This window comes from Gordonia sp. VNK21 (assembly GCF_046098115.1).
GTDB lineage: Bacteria > Actinomycetota > Actinomycetes > Mycobacteriales > Mycobacteriaceae > Gordonia.
On the sequence record NZ_JBJURU010000002.1, the window covers coordinates 261,019 to 278,132 of the forward strand.

A 17,114-nucleotide genomic window follows, 5' to 3' on the forward strand; every position below is an offset into this window, starting at 1 on the left:
AGCTCAGAGTGGATGTCGGAGGTCGGTCGTACTCTGAAACCAAGAAAAATAGTTCGAACATTTAGGCGATATGGGAACAGAACACATCACATCATCGTTGAACTAGTAAGACAGGGCACAGCACTTCGGGGGAGGTGAGCACGCGATGACGACCAGCATCGACGACACCAGCACAATGGTGCTGCCCGACGATCCGATCGCACTCCAAGCCCTGATCACCGCCGCCGCCGCCAAGCAAGCCAAGTTGACCCGCGCCGACTACACCCGCTGCACCGACCGCCAGCTCACCGACCTCACCGAAGACCGCGAACGCGCCCGCCGCCTCATCAGCGCCGCCGACGCACCCCTCCTCGTCGAGATCAGCGACCGCGGCTCGTATCAGCAGGCCGGTGGAGCGAGCCTGGGCGGCTACCTCGTCGGCACCTTGCACCTCTCCGCCGCCGAAGCCCGCCGACGCCGTCTCCTGGCCGAAGCCGTCGGACAGTTCACCTCCATGACCGGCGAACCACTCCCACCACGCTGCCCGACCGCTGCTGCTGCTCTCGCCGACGGCACGATCGGCGCCGACCACGTCACCGAAATCTTCAAAACCATGCAGAAGATCCCGCACGCGGTCGATGCAGACCAACGCGCACGCGCCGAACGGGATCTGACCGCCGCCGCCGTCACGCTGACGCCGGAACAGACCCGGATGGTCGGACACCGACTGCTCTCCCTCCTCGACCCCGACGGCGAACTCGCCGACGACACCGACCGCCAACGCCGACGGTCCGTCACGTTGTCGCCGCAGGACCAGCAATTGATGACCACACTCCGCGGCTCGATCACCCCAGCCCTGCGCAGCCTCCTCGAGGTGGTCCTGACCAAATGGGCCGCACCCGGGATGAACAACCCCGACGACCCCGACAGCCCCACCGGTCCGGTCGACGCCGACGGCTTGGATCCCGAACTCCTCGACGCCGCCCGGCGGCGTGACCTGCGTTCGGCCGGGCAGAGGAATCACGACGCCCTGGTCGCGTTGTGCCGCTTCGCGCTCGGGCATGGGGCGCTCGGCGACCCGTCGCGGTTGCCGGCCGAATTCGTCGTCACCATCGACGAAAAGGATCTGGCCGAGTTGGCCGGGACCGGGTACACCGCCACCGGCACCCACATCCCCATCCCGGACCTGATCGACATGGCCGCCCACGCCACCTGGCACCTCGCCGTCTTCGCCCACCACAGCGCCGAAGTGCTCTACCTCGGCCGGTCACGGTTCGCCAACAAAGCCCAACGCCTCGCAATGTTCGCAAGGGATCGCGGCTGCACCCGACCCGGCTGCACCCGCCCGTTCGCCCAATGCGAAGCCCACCACGCCGACCTCGACTACGCCGACGGCGGCACCACCGACATCAACACCATCGGCGGCGCCTGCGGCGGCGACAACCGCCACGTCAGCACCACACCCGGCCACTGGGAAACCACCATCATCACCGACGGCCCCCACACCGGCCGGGTCGGCTGGCGCATCACCGGCACCGGACACGACTACACCGTCAACCCCATGCACCACATCGGACGCCGCACACCACACAACCCCCACTCACCACCAGAGGGGGCGTGACCTCATCGGAGGTCGACGACGGCGATCGCCTTTCCGAACACCCGGCGACCGTTGTGCACCGCGGTCAGGGCCAGCTCGGCCCGCTTGCGACCGGCGTCGAAGGTCTTGACCTTCCCGCCGAAGGTCACCTCGGCCGGGGCATCCGGCTGCACATAGATCGGGTTGGAGAATCGCGCGCGGTATTCACGGACCGCCGACGGATCGCCCACCAACCGGGTCAGGTAGCTGCCGCCCATCGCCATGGTGAGCATCGCCTGGGCCACCACGGTCTCCAGGCCCGCCCGGCGCGCCATCTCATCGCTGAAGTGGATCGGATTGGGGTCGCCGGCCACACCGGAGTACGCCACCAGGTTGCCGCGGCTGATCTGATACGTACGCTGATCCAGGATCTGGCCGGCCGCAAGGGTTGCAGCGTCGGCCACCGCCGGCCCCGGCGGCAGGTCTTCCAACGGCAGATGCACGGCCGACGGCTCGGGCCCCGCCGTCCTGCCGGGATCGACGGACGGCACCACCAGCATCACCTTCTCCGCGGCGGCCGCGACAGCGGGGTCCGCGGCGCCGGCCCGGGCGAGCAGAGTCACCCACACCTCCTGCAGGACCTCCCCCGATTCGTCCACGAAATCGGTTTTGATCACCAGCTGATCGGCCCGGTCCGACGGCCTGAAGGACTCCAGTCCCGACACCCGCCAGATCCGTGCCCCCACATACATCGGCCGGTGATACACGTTGCGCTGCTCCACGTGCAGTACCTGCGAGAGCGAATACTGCGGCGGGAGCAGCCCGTTCTGGGCCATCGGACCGCCCATCAGCGCCGCGAAGGTCAACGGCACCAGCGGCGCCGGATGCCCGGCCGCCCGCGCCTCCGCCGCATTCCAGCACAGCGGGCTCGCCTCACTCGCCGCCTGCGCGAACTTGCGCGCCTCCTCCCGGCCGATCTGGAAAAAGTCATCCGAGGTGGTCCGGACACCGACGAGGTCCTGCGGATCCACCAGGGAGACAGTCGCGGAGTTCGTCACCGTTGTCGCATTCACCCGATCAATGTGCCACCGGCGGTCCCCGTTCGCCAGGGCAGAGTGACCACTCTCATCTGCGCGTTCGGTCACATCGGCACTGCGCGCCGATAGGACCGATCTCCTTGCCCGCCAACGCCGCCGGGGCGTGAACGCACCCGGGCTCACAGTGCGCGCTTGAGTCCGACGTGGTCGGTCCGGTAGCCGAGCCCGGTGTAGAAGCCGCGGGCCCGCTCCCGCACCTCGTCGGTGGTCACCTGCGCCAGCGTGGCACCGTGCACCCGGCCGTGTTCGTGCGCCCAGTCGAGCATCGCCGTGCCCAGACCCTGCGAACGGTGCCCCGTGGCCACCCGCAGTCCCTCGATCTGCAGCCGGGTGGTGCCTCCGCGGCTCAGTCCGGGCAGCACGGTCAGCTGCATGGTGCCCACCGCGGCGCCCCCGTCGTCGTGCACGATCGCCAGGTAATGCGAGTGGTCCCGGGCCACCGCGTCGAAGGCTGCCTCGTAGGGCCCGTACTCGGCCACCTCCCGGTCGCCGCCCACCTCGTCGTCGGAGAGCAGCGCGACGATGTCGGGGACGTCGGTGCGCACCGCCCGGCGCAGCTGGTACCGCCGGCCGCCGGCGGTCAGCCGCCCGCCCACGGACGATCGTGCGCCCGCCCGCAACCGGGTCACCAGCAGATCCAGCCAGCCGCCGACCGCCTCACGCGCCTGCGCGGTGTCCGGGTAGCGGCACCGCAGGTGCAGGCCGGCGCCGTCGAGAATGAACCACAGCATCACCCCGTTGGTGCGGATCGCCGCCCCCACGTACTGGGCGTCCATGCCGTTCGCGTCCACCCGGACCGGCAGCCGCCGCAGGTCCAGCCACGACACCGCGAACATGCCGGGCGCCTCCGGCATGCCGCCCCACGGGGCGAGGATGTCCTCGAGCGGCCACGAACCGAGTTGCACCGCTTCCCTGACGGCGGCCGCGGCCGCCGCCGGCCCGGGCACCTCGCATTCGATCACCGAATTGGTGATGAACCAGCCGACGCTGTCGTGCCAGCGCTCGTCGTAGCGGCTGTGCACCGGGAACACGGCGCGCAACGGCACCCCGGCGAGCTCGTCGGTCACCTCGGTCATCGTCGAGATCACCAGGGCCAGCGTCGAAACGCCCTCGGAGCGGGCCTGTGCACCGAAGGCGGCGCTGTCGTCGACGTCGAAGACGTCGCGCACCTCGACCCGTTCGAGCTGGTCCTGTGTGGGCCCGAGCGGCAGCGGGAAACGCGGCATCACCTCGCCGCTGTCGGCGAGGACCTCCGCCCAGCGGCGGCGCACCGTCTCCGGCGCCGCCGGGCGATCCCGGAGCGCACGGGTGTGGTCGACGAACGGCGGCACCGGCGCGGCCGGCAGCGAACCGGACAGCGCGGCCCGCAGATCACGCAGAATCACCAGCATCGACCACATGTCGACGTGGGCGTGATCGGAGGCCACCACCACGGTGGGGCCGGTGGCCGTCTCCAGCACGCACAACCGGTGCGCGGGCGCCGAATACGGTGAGCAGGCCTCGTCGAGCACCTGCTGCAACGCCTCGTTGACGGCCTGCCCCGCGGCGACGGGATGTTCGCGCCAACTGCCGGAGCACACCCTCGTCTCACGCAGCCGCGGCTGCCCGTCGTCGCCGAGCGAGAACGCGGTCCGCAGCGTACCGTGACGTCCGACCACCGCCAGCCACGCCTGCGCGAGCGTCTCCCGCGGCACCGGTTCGGGCAACCGGAACGACAGCGCCATCCAGGATCCGGGCCGGGCCCCCGCACCGACGTGCCGACGCTGGTCGAAGGAGATCGGCAGGTCGGGGCCGGTGGGCTCGACGACGAGGTCGTAGCCGTAGAGCCGTCCGAAGTCCAGGCGCAGGTGCGCGACGTTGGTGAGCCGCATGGCGGTAATCTAGCGGCCTAAAATTTCCGCGCTGTTACACGTGAGGAGTCGACGATGAGCCGGTTCGCGGTCCCCGGGGCGGTACTCGACACCGAATTGAGCGACGAGGGCGGGCAGGCCGTGGTGCAGTTGCACGGCCTCACCTCCAGCCGCGCCCGCGACCGGGTCCTGGACCTGGACCTCGGGCTGGGTCTGTCGGGCACCCGGCTGCTGCGCTACGACGCCCGCGGCCACGGCCGCTCCACGGGCCGGCCCGTTCCCGGCGACTACCGCTGGCCCGCCCTCGCCGACGATCTGCTGGCCCTGCTCGACGACCGTTTTCCCGGCGAGCGCGTCTACGGGGTGGGCACGTCGATGGGCTGCGGCACCCTGCTGCACGCGGCCGCCGCCCAGCCCGGCCGGTTCGCGGGGCTCACGCTGCTGCTGCCGCCCACCGCGTGGGAGTCGCGGGTGGCGCAGGCGCAGGACTATCTGGCGTCGGCCGAGTTGGTCGAACGCGAAGGCATCGAGCCGTTCATCGAGGCCGGCCGCGCCGCACCGCAGCCGCCGGCGACGATCGGACGGCCCGAGACGGTGCCGGAGATCTCCGCGGACCTGCTGCCGTCGGTGCTCCGCGGCGCCGCCGCCAGCGACCTGCCCGATCTCGGCGCCCTGACCGGGATCGACGTGCCGGTGCGGATCCTGGCCTGGATCGACGATCGGTCCCATCCGCTCTCCACGGCCCGCGGTCTGGCCGGCGCGCTGCCGCAGGCGCGGCTGACCGTCGCGACGACCCGCGACGACGTGGCCGGCTGGCCGGCGCTGCTGCATCGGGACGTGCTGCAGGTCGGGACCGAACCGACCCGATAGGCTAGCCCACCATGACCACGGGCGCGAGCATCGATGCCGCGCCCGCCGCCGGCCCGGCCGGGCGCAGGCTTCCCGTCGTTCTGGTGGCGCTGGCCGCGCTGGCCGCGCTCGGCGCACTGGCGATCAACGCGGTCATCACCCCGCTGTCGCGTCCCGGCCACCTGTTCTACGTCGCGATCGACGCCGAGGTGTACCGGGCCGGCGCAGAGACTCTCTGGTCCGGCCGGCCGCTCTACGACGCGGCGGTGCTGGTGGTGCCCGACATCGACATGATGTTCACCTATCCGCCGTTCGCCGCGATCGCCTTCCTACCGCTGCTCCTGCTGCCCACGTCGGCGACCTTCGTACTCTTCTACGCCGGGAACGCACTGCTCGCCGCCGGGCTGATCGGGATGTCGCTGCGGCTGCTCGGCTACCGGCGCGACCGCAACTTCTGGGCGTTCACCGTGCTCGGCGCGGTCGGCCTGCTGCTGCTCGAGCCGGTGCGGACCACATTCGCGCTCGGCCAGATCAACCTGCTGCTCGCGGTCCTCGTCGTCGCCGATCTGGGCCGGGCGCGGCGCTGGACCGGGATCGGTGTCGGCCTGGCGGCCGGTATCAAGCTGACCCCGCTCGTCTTCGTGGTGTACCTGCTGGTGGTCCGCCGCTTCCGCGCGGCAGCAGTCGCCGTCGGCACGTTCGCCGGCACCGTACTGCTCGGCCTGGCCGTGATGCCCGGCGACGCCTGGACGTACTGGACCGACAAGGTGCTCAGTTCCGGGCGGATCGGGGTGACCGACGCCTGGTCCAACCAGTCGGTGAACGGCTTCGTATCCCAGCTGCTCCGGATCGCCGACGTGCAGCGCTACCAGGACCCGGCGACCGGGGTGTTCGCGGCGCCCGGCTGGATGTGGCTGCCGCCGGCCCTGGCGGTGGCCGTCGCCGGGCTGTGGGCGGCCGCTCGCGCCCACCGTCGCGGACAGGAGCTGCTGGCGGTGTCGCTGACCGGCATGACCGGCTGCGCCGCCTCCCCGTTCTCCTGGGGGCACCATTGGGTGTGGGTGGTCCCGTTGCTGCTGGTGGCGCTGGACTACGCGGTGCGGCGCGGCCGCTGGTGGGCGTGGGCGGCGCCGCTGACCGTGGCCGCCCTGACCTTCGTCTGGTGGTTCCCCGACGGCCGCGGCGGCCGGCAGTGGGGTCTGTTCATGATTCCGCGGCCCGCCGATCCGGACGGCTGGCACACCGCGGCCATCGTCGTGGGGGCCGGCTGCTATCCGCTGCTGCTGACCGTCGCCTGCGTCGTCCTCGGCGGCCGCGGCGGGCTCAGCCCGGCTGGGCCGCCACCAGCGCCGTCAGCTGCCCGAGCAGGGCGTCCACCTCTCCGTGATGCCGCTCCTCCGGAGTGAACTCGCCATCAGCCCAGTGCACGAACATGTTGAAGTTCACCTCGGCACGCACCACCGGCATGGAGAAGTTCACCACGATCTGCCGCCACTGCTCGATGGCGCGGACCCCGCCGACGGAGCCGTGCCCGACGAAGGCGACCGGCTTGCCCACCCATTCGGCGCCGAGGCTGTCGACGGCGTTCTTGAAGCCGCCGGGCACGCCGTGGTTGTACTCGGGAGTGACGAAGACGAAGCCGTCGAGCGCATCGATCGCCGACGACCAGCGCTACACGCCCGGATCGTCGTAGCTCTTGCCCGCCGCCATCGGATGGACCGGGCTGGTCAGCACCGGAATGTCGTAGTCGGCCAGCTCGATCAGGGAGAACTCGGCGTCGGTGCGCCGTTCGGCGACCTGCTGAACGTAGCCGGCCACCGCGCTGGTGACCCGCTCGGTAGACCCCGAGCGCCAGATACAGCGCCACGACGCCGATGTTCTCCACCAGCGGCAGCGCATCCACCCGCTCCGGGATCGCCGGCGCGCACGGCGCCACCAACGCCCAGGTGGCTCTGGCCTGGTTGTATGCGGCCGGAGAACGGGCCGGCCTGCCGGTGGTGTGGTTGGCGTCCCAGCCGTCGCCCATCCGGCTGGTCTGGTCACCACCGAGCCCCGAGTGGCGATCTCGATCAACGACCCCGATCAGCCGTACCGTTATCTGGAGGTGCGCGGGGTCGTCGAGCGGATCGACGCCGACCCTCGCGGCGCCTTCTTCCTGGAACTGGCCGACCGGTATTCGCTGCCCATCGAGGGGCCTCCCGGCGATGCCGCCCATCGGGTGGTCTACGTGGTGCGGCCGACGGCGACCAGCTACCAGTAGGACGCCCGCCTCGACGCGGCCGCCCCGGCGGCGTTCAGTCCACCGCCACGGTGAACAGATGCCGCTGATCGATCCGCTCGGCCACCCCGGCCACCCGCAGAATGTTCTCGTGGTCGTAGCCGGTCCACCGCTGGCTGCGCTGGCGCTGATACTCCGACCAGGACGGCACGACGAACTGCTCGACGTACTCGCCGGTCGTCTCCCCGCTGCGGTACAACCGCCAGGAGCGTCCGCCGGTGCGCCGCCGGGACCGCGCGAGCGCCTCCATCGCCGTGATGAACGCCGCGGTGTTCTCCGGTTCCACCCGGTAGCGGACGTTCACCTGAACAGGCCCGTCGGAGGGTTCCGGTTCGAAGACGATCGTGGGCACCGGCCAGGTGACGAACAGTGTGCGGTCGAGCCGCGCGGTGAGCGGATGCATCGGGACGACGACCGCGGCCAGCGCGTTGAGCAGCAGCGCACCACCGGCGATGCCCAGCGCCGGCCCCACCCCGATCGCGTCGCCGACCAGACCCCAGGCCAGGGCCCCGGTGCCCTGCAGGCCGGAGAAGACGAGCAGATACATCGACATGCCGCGGGCCCGCACCCACTGCGGCAGGGTCAGTTGCAGCGCCGCATTGAGGGTCGACAGCTGCGCGGTCCAGCCGAAGCCGGCCAGCGCCAGCGGGGCCACCGCGGCGGCGAAGGGCAGGAAGCCGGCGGCCAGCGCACCGCCGGCGAACAGAATCGACGAGCCCACCAGCAGCACCTCGTCGGAGAGCCGGCTGCGGAAGGACGGCAGAATCAGCATGCCCACCACCGCGCCGCCGCCGACCACGCCGAGGACCCCGCCGTATCCGGTCGAGTCGAGGTGGAACCGGGTGCTGGCGACCACCGGCAGCAGCGCCCACACCGCCGAGGCCGGCACGGCGAACAGCGCCGCCCGCAGCAGCAGCCGCCGGACCACCGGGGCCGCGGCCACATAGCGCAGGCCCACCCCCAGCGACATGGCGATGTGCTCGCGTTCGACGTCGGCGGGGCCGGTCGTGCGATGCCAGCTCAGCAGGGCGGCGAGGACCGCGAGGTAGGACGCCGCATTGATGGCGAAGACGGTGCCCGCACCGCCGAAGGAGAACAGGAATCCGGCCAGTGCCGGTCCCACCGCCCGCGCGGTGTTCATGGCCACGCTGCCCAGCGAGGCGGCGTCCGGGATCTGTTCGCGCGGAACCAGTTCCGGCTGGATCGCCTGGAAGGCGGGGGCGCTGAGCGCGGAGCCGGCGCCGAGCAGGAAGGTCAGGCACAGCATGGTCACCGGCGTCAGGTGCCCGCTCCACGCCAGTCCCGCCATCAGACCGGCGACGACGATCGCATAGCCGGTGAGCACGATCAGCAGCCGGCGCACGTTCAGCACGTCGGCGAGCACCCCGGCCAGCAGCGAGAAGATCAGCGTCGGCGCCAGGCTGGCGGTCTGCACCAGCGAGATCACCAGGGCACTCGACCCGGCGTCGACGAGGAACCATTGGGCGCCGACGGTCTGCATCCACAGACCGATGTTGGACACCAGCTGGGCCAGGAAGATGTTCCGGAACGCCGTGATCTTGAGCGGCTCGAGCCCCATCGCCATCAATGGCTCCCGGGACCGCGGTGACGGGGCGGCATGGTCATCGCTCCATCATGACCGACCGCGCGGTTCGTGACGGAGCCGCCGGCACGGCAACCGGTCGAACAGACGATGACTACGGTGGTGTGCAACGCCCTCGAACGAAAGGCCGGCGACCATGGTGATGGCAGACAGAGAAGGGGTGAAGACCGCCTCCGGTCCGGTCACCGCCCTGACGATGCTCGGACTGGTCGGCACCGTCGGCAACGGCCTGGCCCGGCTCCCCTTCGTCCACCCGTTCCGCGGCCCGGGCGGTTTCGCCGACAACCTCGGACAGTCCGCGACCCGGCTCGCGGTGCGCGCCTTCATGGGTTACACCATGTCGCTGCCGATCCCGGAGTTCCGGTCGATGGAGCGCGTGCTGGACCGTCTGTGCCGGGTCGTCATGCCGCCGGTGGTCGGCGGCATCGGCCGGGTCGAGCTCGAGCAGGCCCAGGTGGGCGGCATCGACGGCGTGTGGTGCCGCACCAAGGCCGAGGCGCAGGTGGACGACGACGGGAATCCGGTCGCCACTCAGGGCACCATCCTGTATCTGCACGGCGGCGGCTACATCGGCACCACCCCGATGATGTACGCCGCCTTCGCCGCGGCCCTGGTGCGCATCTCCAACTGCGAGGTCTTCATGGCCGACTACCGGATGGCCCCGGAGTTCCCCTACCCCGCCGGCGTGCTCGACGCCGCCGACGTCTACCAGGCGCTGCTCGACCGGGGCATCCCGCCCGAGCATCTGATCATCGCCGGCGACTCGGGCGGCGGGGGTCTGGCCACCTCCCTCATCCACCATCTGCACGAGCAGGGCCTGCCCCGGCCCGCCGCGATGGCCCTGTTCTCGCCGGAGATCGACCTGGACCTGAATCAGGAGTCGATGACGGCCAACGCCGACACCGACGTCCTGCCGTGGAGCATTCCGGTCGCGCCGTACCTGCACGGCCTGCAGCCCAACGACGACCGGGTGTCGGCCATCTACTCCACTCCCGAGCCGGACTGGTTCCCGCCGACCTTCATCTGCTGGGGCGGCGCCGAGATGTTCCGGGACAGTATCCGCACCTTCGGCGAGCGGCTCGACGAATCCGAGGTCGTTGTCCGGCTGATGGAGGAGGACGGCATGTTCCATGTCTTCCCGATTCTGATGCCGTGGGCCGAGTCGTCCAAACGCGTCTTCAAGACCCTGACCGCGCTGGCGGGCGTCCATGTCGCGCCGGAGCCGCGGACGGATGCGCCGGGCACGGCCGGCACGGACACGCCCGCGCAGGCTGCGCCGGTCCCGGCCGGCGAGACCTGATCTGGATCCGGCGGATCAGGGCAGCAGGCCGTCGCGCCGAGCGATCACCACGGCCTCCAGCCGGCCGGAGGCGCCGAGTTTCCGCAGCACCGACTTCATATAGCCCTTGGTGGTGTGCACCCCGATGCCGAGCTCATCGGCGATCCGGGGGTTGCTGTAGCCCAGCGCCGCCAGCGTCAGCACATCCTGCTCGCGGCCGGTCAGTTCCACCGCGGGTGCGGCGGCGGCACCGTCGAGCAGGTCGTCGGTGATCGCGGTGATCGACGCGGCGAGCGCGGCATCGTCCACCGACCGGGCCAGCGCGCGCAGCTGCGCATAGGCCTCGGTGACCCGCACCCGCAGCGCGTCGCCGGCGCCGTCGGCCGCGACGCTCGCGCGGGCGGCGATGATCTCGTGTTCGAGGGTGCGCGCCTCGAGCGTGAGCGCGTCGAGGGTGCGTGCGCCCAACGGCGCCGCCACCCGCAGGGCGCCGTAGATCACCGCCACCACCCGCCGGTCCACGATCACCGGTGCGGCGGCCATCGCCCGCACCCGTTCGGCGGCGATGACGGCGTTGTACCGGTGGGTGATGGTGGGACTGCGCAGATAGTCGTCCACCACGATCGGCCGGTTGACGGTCATCACCTTGCCGCCGAGGCCGTGCCCCACATCCACGGACACTCCGTCGATCACCCCGGCGGTCCGGCCGGCGAAGTGATCGAGCCGCAGCCCGCGCTCCGCGTCGACCACCGCCCCGATCGCCAGCGGGACGCCGCTGCGGCCGCGGAACCGGTGCAGGGTGTCGTCGATGCGGGCGGCGAGCGACGCCTCGGGCATCCCCCTCTGGCTCATCAGCGCTCACCTCACCGCGTTCCCCCCTCTTCGGGGGGTGGCACCGTTCCGTCATGGGCCGCCACACTGACGACCAGTTCTGTGACCCACGTTACCCATGCTGGAGGACCCCGTGCCGACCACCGTCTATCCCGTCGCCGAGACCGGCGTCGCCGAGCTGCTCGCGCGCTACGGAGCGCCCGACGCCGATGCCGCTCACCTGCTCGTCGACCGCCACGACCCCGCGGCCGTCGCCTTCACCACGGTCTCGCTCGACGGCGAGGCCCTGGTGCGCACCGACGTGACCTACGGCGAGCTCGCCGAGCAGTCCCAGCGGCTCGCGTCGGGGCTGGCCTCGCTCGGCGTGACCCGGGGCAGCCGGGTGGGCGTGCTGATGGGCAAGCGCACCGAGCTCGTGGTGACCCTGCTGGCACTGGCCCGTCTCGGCGCGGTCTACATCCCGCTGTTCACCGCCTTCGCCACCCCGGCCATCGAGATGCGGCTGCGCGGCGGTGACGCCACCGTCGTGGTCACTCAGCGCGACCAGGCGGACAAGCTCGACCCCATCGACGGACTGACCACGGTGGTCGCCGACGGCGACGGCGATCTGGCCTTCGACCGGCTGCTGGCGCAGAACGCGCCGATCGCCGAGTCGGTGGCCGTCGGCGGCGACGGTCACCTGATCCTGCTCTTCACCTCCGGGACCACGGGCACCCCGAAGGGTGTACCGGTGCCGCTGAAAGCCCTCGCGGCGTTCGAGACGTACATGCGCAGCGGCCTGGACGTGAGCGACGACGACGTCTTCTGGAACGCCGCGGATCCGGGCTGGGCGTACGGGCTCTACTACGGCATCCTCGGCCCGCTGACCATCGGCCGGCCCAATGTCCTGCTGCAAGCCGGCTTCACCCCCGAGGTGACCGCTCGGGTGATCGACGAGCTGGGCGTGACGAACTTCGCGGCGGCGCCGACGGTGTACCGCTCGCTGAGCAAGAGTCCGGCCATCGACGGCTGCGTCCTGCGCCGCGCGTCGTCGGCCGGCGAGCCGCTCACCCCGGACGTGATCACCTGGGCCGAGGGCGCCCTCGGCACACAGGTCCGCGACCACTACGGGCAGACCGAGCACGGCATGTTCATCAACAACCACTGGGCCGACGCCCTCCGGCGCCCGCTGATCCCCGGTTCGATGGGTCAGCCCATGCCCGGCTACGCCGCCGGCATCGTCGAGGGCGAGATCGCCATCGACGTGGCCGCCAGCCCGCTGTTCTGGTTCCCCGGCTACCTGGATGCTCCGGAGAAGACCGCGGCGCGCTACACCGGCGACGGCGCCTGGTATCTCACCGGCGACACCGGCCGGGTCGACGACGACGGCGACTTCTTCTTCACCGCGCGCGACGACGACGTGATCATCATGGCCGGCTACCGGATCGGTCCGTTCGATGTGGAGAGCGTCCTGATCACCCATCCGTCGGTGGTCGACGTCGCCGTCGTGGGCCGCCCGGATGCGCTGCGCGGCGAGGTTCTCGAAGCCTTCGTGGTGCTCGCGGACGGGGCGGACGGCGGCGCGGACCTCGAGGCCGAGCTGCAGCAGCTGGTCAAGACCGGTTTCGCCGCGCACGCCTATCCGCGGACCGTGCACTTCGTCGACTCGCTGCCGAAGACGCCGTCGGGCAAGATCCAGCGGTTCCTGCTGCGGCAGTGACCGATCCGCGCAGAACTTCGGCACTGAAGTGCGGCCCTGGTGCGTACTTCAGTGCCGAAGTCTCCGGCGATCAGGCCACCGGGAGCCGGCGCCGCAGGAAGTCGAGCTGATCGGTCACGTTGACCTCGAAGTCGTCGCCGACGTAGATGTCGAAGTGCCCGGCGTCGTCGAGCTTGATCTCGGCACCGGGCGCCTGCGCGGCGTACCGGCGGGTCGGCACCGGCGGGGCGATCGTGTCCTGCTCGCAGACGGCGAAGAACGCCGGGCAGGTGATGTGTTTGGCCTTCCGGCCCGGGAACGCCCGGATGATCTCGAAGGCGAAACGGGCCGCGACCTCCTGCGGGAAGGTGGTGCTGGGCGGGTTCAGCCGTTCGATACCGGCGACCGAGTCCGGCGAGGTCATGAGCGCCACCGAGCCGGGCCGGCCGGAGGTCGCAACCATCACCGGCGGACGTCCGACCAGACTGCCGGCCAGATCGGCCAGCGCCAGGCCGGTGAGCCTGACCGAGGTGAGCGGCGGGATCGGCGAAGGGGCACTGGGCGATGACTGCGGCGATGCGCGGATCGTCGGCGGCGGTGGCGATGACGTGGCCACCGCCGAACGAAGTGCCCCACACCGCCACCCGTTCCGGGTCGGCGCCGTCGATCGTCCGCGCGAAGGCGACGGCGGACTCCCAGTCCGCGCGCTGCTTCGCGATCGACAGCAGCTGACGCGGCCGGCCGCCGCTGGCGCCGAAGTGCCGGTAGTCGAAGACCAGGCACAGGTATCCCGCGGCGACGAACCGTTCGGCGAAGGCGTCGAGCCGCTGCTCCCGCACTCCCCCGAGACCGTGCGCCATCACGATGATCGGGCGGACTCCGGCCGCACCGGACTCGTCGGGCCGGTACAGCCAGGCCGCGCAGTCGGCGGCCACCACCCCACCGGCGGCGACGCGGACCCAGCGGCGGGCCGCGGAGAATCGCCGCGCCGTCGTGGACGCGGCACGCGAGATCATCGCCGAGGTGGGGGTGGATGCACTCAAGCTCGAGGCGGTGGCCGAGCGTGCGGACGTGGCCGTGCAGACCATCTACAACCGGGTGGGCGGGCGGTCGGCGGTGCTCACCGCGGTGGCCGAGCAGGCACTGGAGGAATCGCGGGTCTACATGGATGCCGCCTACGAGACGCCGGGCCGGCCCGACGAGCGCATGCTCGCCGTGGCCACCACCTACGCCCGCTTCGCCCGGGAGCGGCCGCACGAGTTCCGGATCCTGGTGGAGCCCCCGGACGAGCCGGAGGCGCTCGACCGCATCGCCGAGCTGACCCGGCACCAGAACGCGAAGCTGGCCAACGCGCTGCGCGAGGCGATGGACGAGGGCAGCGCCCGCCCCGACCTCGACCCCGACGCCGTGGCCACCGCGGCCTGGGCCGCGATGAACGGCATCCTCGCTCTAGCGTGGCGCCCCGGCGGCCTGCGGGTCGACGGCCCCGATCTCGACCGACTCATCGCCGCACACATCGGCGCCCTCACCGACGGCATCCGCCGGCCCACATCGACGGCGTAGCGTCGCACCCGACCGCCCCCGGGCGCACATCGTCGGCGTCACCGGAACACCGATGCACCTGTTGTTAAATCCACGTTGTGGATATACTGTCCTCAGTACGATAACCACATCGTGGATTTAAGAGAGTGAGCACACCGAGGATGACCGGTCGTCCTGGCCGCCACCGACGGCGCCGGCGCCGACGTGGTCCTCGACCACGTGGGCGGATCATCGTTCGGATCGCTGCCGAATGCGACCGCGATCGGCGGCCGGATTGTCAGTATCGGCCGGCTGGCCGGTCCGGCGACCGATCTCGACCTGGACACGATCGCCTTCCGGCGGCAGAAGCTGATCGGCACCACCTTCTCCATCCGCACCCGCGCCGAACTCGGCGACGTGGTGGCCGCGCTCGCCGAGCAGGTGCTGCCGGCCGTCGCGGAGGGAAAGATCACCCCGCGGCTCGACAGCGTCTACCCGGTGGAGCGGGCCGACGAGGCGGCCGCCAAGCTCCGCGACAACGCGGCGACCGGCAAGGTGGTGCTGTCCTTCGCCGATGCGCACACCCGGGATCCGGAGCCGGCGCCGATCGCGAACTTCTTCGGGACCATCCGGCAGATCGGCTACGTGGTCCGCGACATCGAGGCGTCCATGCGCGGCTTCCTCGACGTCGGCATCGGGCCCTGGTTCTATCTGAAGGGAGTCGCACCCGGCGACTTCACCTACCGGGGCGAGCCGTCGGACATGGTGATGGACGTGGCGGTGGCCAACAGCGGCGACATCCAGATCGAACTGATCACGCCCACCAACGATGCGCCGTCGATGTACAAGGACTTCCTCGATGCCGGACACGAGGGGGTTCAGCACATCGCCTACTGGGCGGAGGATTACCAGGGTCTGTACGACCGCGCCCGCGCCGCGGGCTTCACCGTCGGCCAGGAGGGCCGGATCGGCGGTGCGGACGGCCGCTTCGCCTATCTGGCCACCGAGACCCATCCGGGAACGGTCGTGGAGATCAGCGATCTCGGCGGCACGAAGGCCTTCGTCTTCGGTCTGATCAAGCTGGCGGCCGAGAACTGGGACGGTTCCAATCCGATCCAGGAGATCGACGCCGGCCTGCTCAGCGGCGATCCGGAGGCGGCCGCCGCCCTGATGGCCGAGTTCGGGTGAGCGCCGTGCGGGTCCACCACCTCAACTGCGGCACCATGCGCCCCCGGTTCACGCCCGGCGGACTGGTCTGCCATGTGCTGCTCATCGAGACCGCGAACGGTCTGGCGCTGATCGACTCGGGTCTGGGCACCAGCTACGGCAGGGCCCCGGGCGACACCTTCGGGCCGTCCCGCTTCTACGTGCGGCCGGACTACGACGAGACGCAGACGGCCGTGCGGCAGGTGCGCGCGCTCGGCTACGACCCGAAGGACGTGCGGGACATCGTGCTCACGCACTTCGACGCCGATCACGTCGGCGGGGTCGCCGACTTCCCCTGGGCGCGTGTGCATCTGACCGCCGACGAGGCCGATGCCGCGCTGGCGCCCAGGACGTTCGTCGAGAAGTCCCGCTACCTGCCGGCCAATCACGAGCCGCTGCCGAACCTGGTCCGCCACGACCCCGCCCGCGGGGATCGCTGGCGCGGTTTCGCGGCCGCCACCGAGCTCACGCAGATCGGTGACGGCATCGTGCTGCTCGCCCTGCCCGGGCACAGCCGCGGTCACGCCGCCGTCGCCGTCGAGACCGGCGACCGCACGATCCTGCACGTCGGCGACTCGTTCTATCACCCCGGTCAGATCGACGGCGGCCACGCGCCGCGTGCGCTCACCCTGATGGAGCGGGTGATCGCCTACGACTGGCCGCAGGTCCGGGAGAACCATGCGCGCCTGGCCGAGCTCTGGTCGGTCGCCGATCCCGGCCTGGTGCTGGTGAATGCTCACGATCCGAGCCTGCTGGCCCGGGCACAGGAAGGGAGAAGTCGATGAAGATCGCAGTACTCGGAGCGACCGGAAACCTCGGTACCGAGGTGGTGAACGAGGCGCTGACGGGCGGTCACACGGTGCTCGCCTATGCGCGCCGGCCGGAGGCGATCACCCCGCGCCCCGGCCTCGAGGTGGTCGGCGGGCAACTCGACGACGTCGATGCCCTGTCGGCGGCCCTGGCCGGGTCCGAGACGCTGATCGTCAGCGTCACCGGACCGATGAAGGATCACACCTTCTGCCGCAGAACGCTTCCCGGCATCCTGACGGCGGCACAGCGGGCCGGGGTGAACCATCTGGTGCTGGTCTCGGCGTTCGGCGCCGGCGACACCGCCGCACAGGCCTCACTGGGCGCCCGGCTGCTCTACCGGACCGTACTCAAGGGCTTCTTCGACGACAAGGCGTCCGGCGAGGAACTGCTGGCCACGGCGGGGCTGGCCGCCACGGTCGTCTTCCCGGTGAATCTGAAGCAGACAGCCTCGGGCGCCGGAGCCGCCGTGGAGCCGCTCGAGAACGTCGCGCGGGTTCCCGGCCTGCCGACTCTGCCGTTCGTGGACGCGGCCCGCGCGCTCGTATCCGTCGCCA

Annotated in this window: 12 protein-coding genes and 4 pseudogenes; 10 read left to right on the forward strand and 6 right to left on the reverse strand. The window is 71.0% G+C overall.

Annotated elements, in window-relative coordinates:
• Nucleotides 1-145: 145 nt before the first annotated feature.
• Nucleotides 146-1,600 carry a DUF222 domain-containing protein gene (locus ACJMNC_RS04235; protein WP_408946697.1) on the forward strand — a complete coding sequence of 485 codons (1,455 nt, stop codon included), beginning with the start codon at nt 146-148 and terminating at the stop codon, nt 1,598-1,600.
• A gap of 2 nt (nt 1,601-1,602) precedes the next feature.
• Here the strand turns inward: ACJMNC_RS04235 and ACJMNC_RS04240 are convergent, their stop codons facing one another.
• Both ACJMNC_RS04240 and ACJMNC_RS04245 read right to left on the reverse strand, forming a co-directional pair.
• Nucleotides 1,603-2,616, reverse strand: a complete 1,014-nt coding sequence (locus ACJMNC_RS04240) for a MaoC family dehydratase N-terminal domain-containing protein (protein WP_408946698.1) — start codon at nt 2,614-2,616, stop codon at nt 1,603-1,605.
• A gap of 158 nt (nt 2,617-2,774) precedes the next feature.
• Entirely contained in the window at nt 2,775-4,526 is a 1,752-nt protein-coding gene (locus ACJMNC_RS04245) for a GNAT family N-acetyltransferase (RefSeq protein ID WP_408946699.1), read from the reverse strand.
• Between the two features lie 54 nt (nt 4,527-4,580).
• Here ACJMNC_RS04245 and ACJMNC_RS04250 point away from each other — a divergent pair, with 54 nt between their 5' ends.
• Together ACJMNC_RS04250 and ACJMNC_RS04255 are read left to right on the forward strand one after the other, a co-directional pair.
• Nucleotides 4,581-5,375: an alpha/beta fold hydrolase gene (locus ACJMNC_RS04250; RefSeq protein ID WP_408946700.1), complete on the forward strand. Its 795-nt coding sequence runs from the start codon at nt 4,581-4,583 to the stop codon at nt 5,373-5,375.
• 11 nt (nt 5,376-5,386) lie between these two features.
• Nucleotides 5,387-6,760 (forward strand): glycosyltransferase 87 family protein, encoded by a 1,374-nt coding sequence (locus ACJMNC_RS04255; RefSeq protein ID WP_408946701.1) that lies wholly within the window; start codon nt 5,387-5,389, stop codon nt 6,758-6,760.
• Here ACJMNC_RS04255 and ACJMNC_RS04260 read toward each other — a convergent pair.
• Nucleotides 6,678-7,253, reverse strand: a pseudogene (locus tag ACJMNC_RS04260) (NADPH-dependent FMN reductase). The gene ACJMNC_RS04255 and the pseudogene ACJMNC_RS04260 overlap by 83 nt on opposite strands.
• 139 nt (nt 7,254-7,392) lie before the next feature.
• On the opposite strand from ACJMNC_RS04260, the pseudogene ACJMNC_RS04265 reads away from it, so the two are divergent.
• Nucleotides 7,393-7,614, forward strand: a pseudogene (locus ACJMNC_RS04265) (PPOX class F420-dependent oxidoreductase); the annotation flags it as partial.
• 34 nt (nt 7,615-7,648) lie between these two features.
• Here the strand turns inward: ACJMNC_RS04265 and ACJMNC_RS04270 are convergent.
• Nucleotides 7,649-9,217: an MFS transporter gene (locus ACJMNC_RS04270; RefSeq protein WP_408946702.1), complete on the reverse strand. Its 1,569-nt coding sequence runs from the start codon at nt 9,215-9,217 to the stop codon at nt 7,649-7,651.
• Nucleotides 9,218-9,371: 154 nt separating this feature from the next.
• Between ACJMNC_RS04270 and ACJMNC_RS04275 the strand changes: the two genes are divergently transcribed.
• Nucleotides 9,372-10,535, forward strand: coding sequence for an alpha/beta hydrolase (locus ACJMNC_RS04275; protein ID WP_408946703.1), 1,164 nt, complete (start codon nt 9,372-9,374; stop codon nt 10,533-10,535).
• Between the two features lie 15 nt (nt 10,536-10,550).
• Here ACJMNC_RS04275 and ACJMNC_RS04280 read toward each other — a convergent pair whose 3' ends face one another.
• Nucleotides 10,551-11,351: a LuxR C-terminal-related transcriptional regulator gene (locus tag ACJMNC_RS04280; RefSeq protein ID WP_408946769.1), complete on the reverse strand. Its 801-nt coding sequence runs from the start codon at nt 11,349-11,351 to the stop codon at nt 10,551-10,553.
• Between the two features lie 112 nt (nt 11,352-11,463).
• On the opposite strand from ACJMNC_RS04280, the gene ACJMNC_RS04285 reads away from it, so the two are divergent.
• On the forward strand, nt 11,464-13,044 hold the full coding sequence (locus ACJMNC_RS04285; protein ID WP_408946704.1) for an AMP-binding protein: 1,581 nt from the start codon (nt 11,464-11,466) through the stop codon (nt 13,042-13,044).
• Between the two features lie 70 nt (nt 13,045-13,114).
• Here the strand turns inward: ACJMNC_RS04285 and ACJMNC_RS04290 are convergent.
• Nucleotides 13,115-13,961: pseudogene (locus ACJMNC_RS04290) on the reverse strand (alpha/beta hydrolase).
• On the opposite strand from ACJMNC_RS04290, the gene ACJMNC_RS04295 reads away from it, so the two are divergent.
• From ACJMNC_RS04295 to ACJMNC_RS04310, 4 genes and pseudogenes are all read left to right on the forward strand, one after another.
• Nucleotides 13,888-14,586 carry a TetR/AcrR family transcriptional regulator gene (locus ACJMNC_RS04295; RefSeq protein ID WP_408946705.1) on the forward strand — a complete coding sequence of 233 codons (699 nt, stop codon included), beginning with the start codon at nt 13,888-13,890 and terminating at the stop codon, nt 14,584-14,586. The pseudogene ACJMNC_RS04290 and the gene ACJMNC_RS04295 sit on opposite strands and share 74 nt — an antisense overlap.
• Before the next feature lie 153 nt (nt 14,587-14,739).
• On the forward strand, nt 14,740-15,732 hold the full coding sequence (locus ACJMNC_RS04300; protein WP_408946770.1) for a VOC family protein: 993 nt from the start codon (nt 14,740-14,742) through the stop codon (nt 15,730-15,732).
• On the forward strand, nt 15,729-16,535 hold the full coding sequence (locus tag ACJMNC_RS04305) for an MBL fold metallo-hydrolase (protein WP_408946706.1): 807 nt from the start codon (nt 15,729-15,731) through the stop codon (nt 16,533-16,535). Before ACJMNC_RS04300 ends, ACJMNC_RS04305 begins: the two co-directional genes overlap by 4 nt.
• Nucleotides 16,532-17,107 (forward strand): annotated as a pseudogene (locus ACJMNC_RS04310) (NAD(P)-dependent oxidoreductase); the annotation flags it as partial. The gene ACJMNC_RS04305 and the pseudogene ACJMNC_RS04310, both read left to right, overlap by 4 nt.
• Between the last annotated feature and the right edge of the window lie 7 nt (nt 17,108-17,114).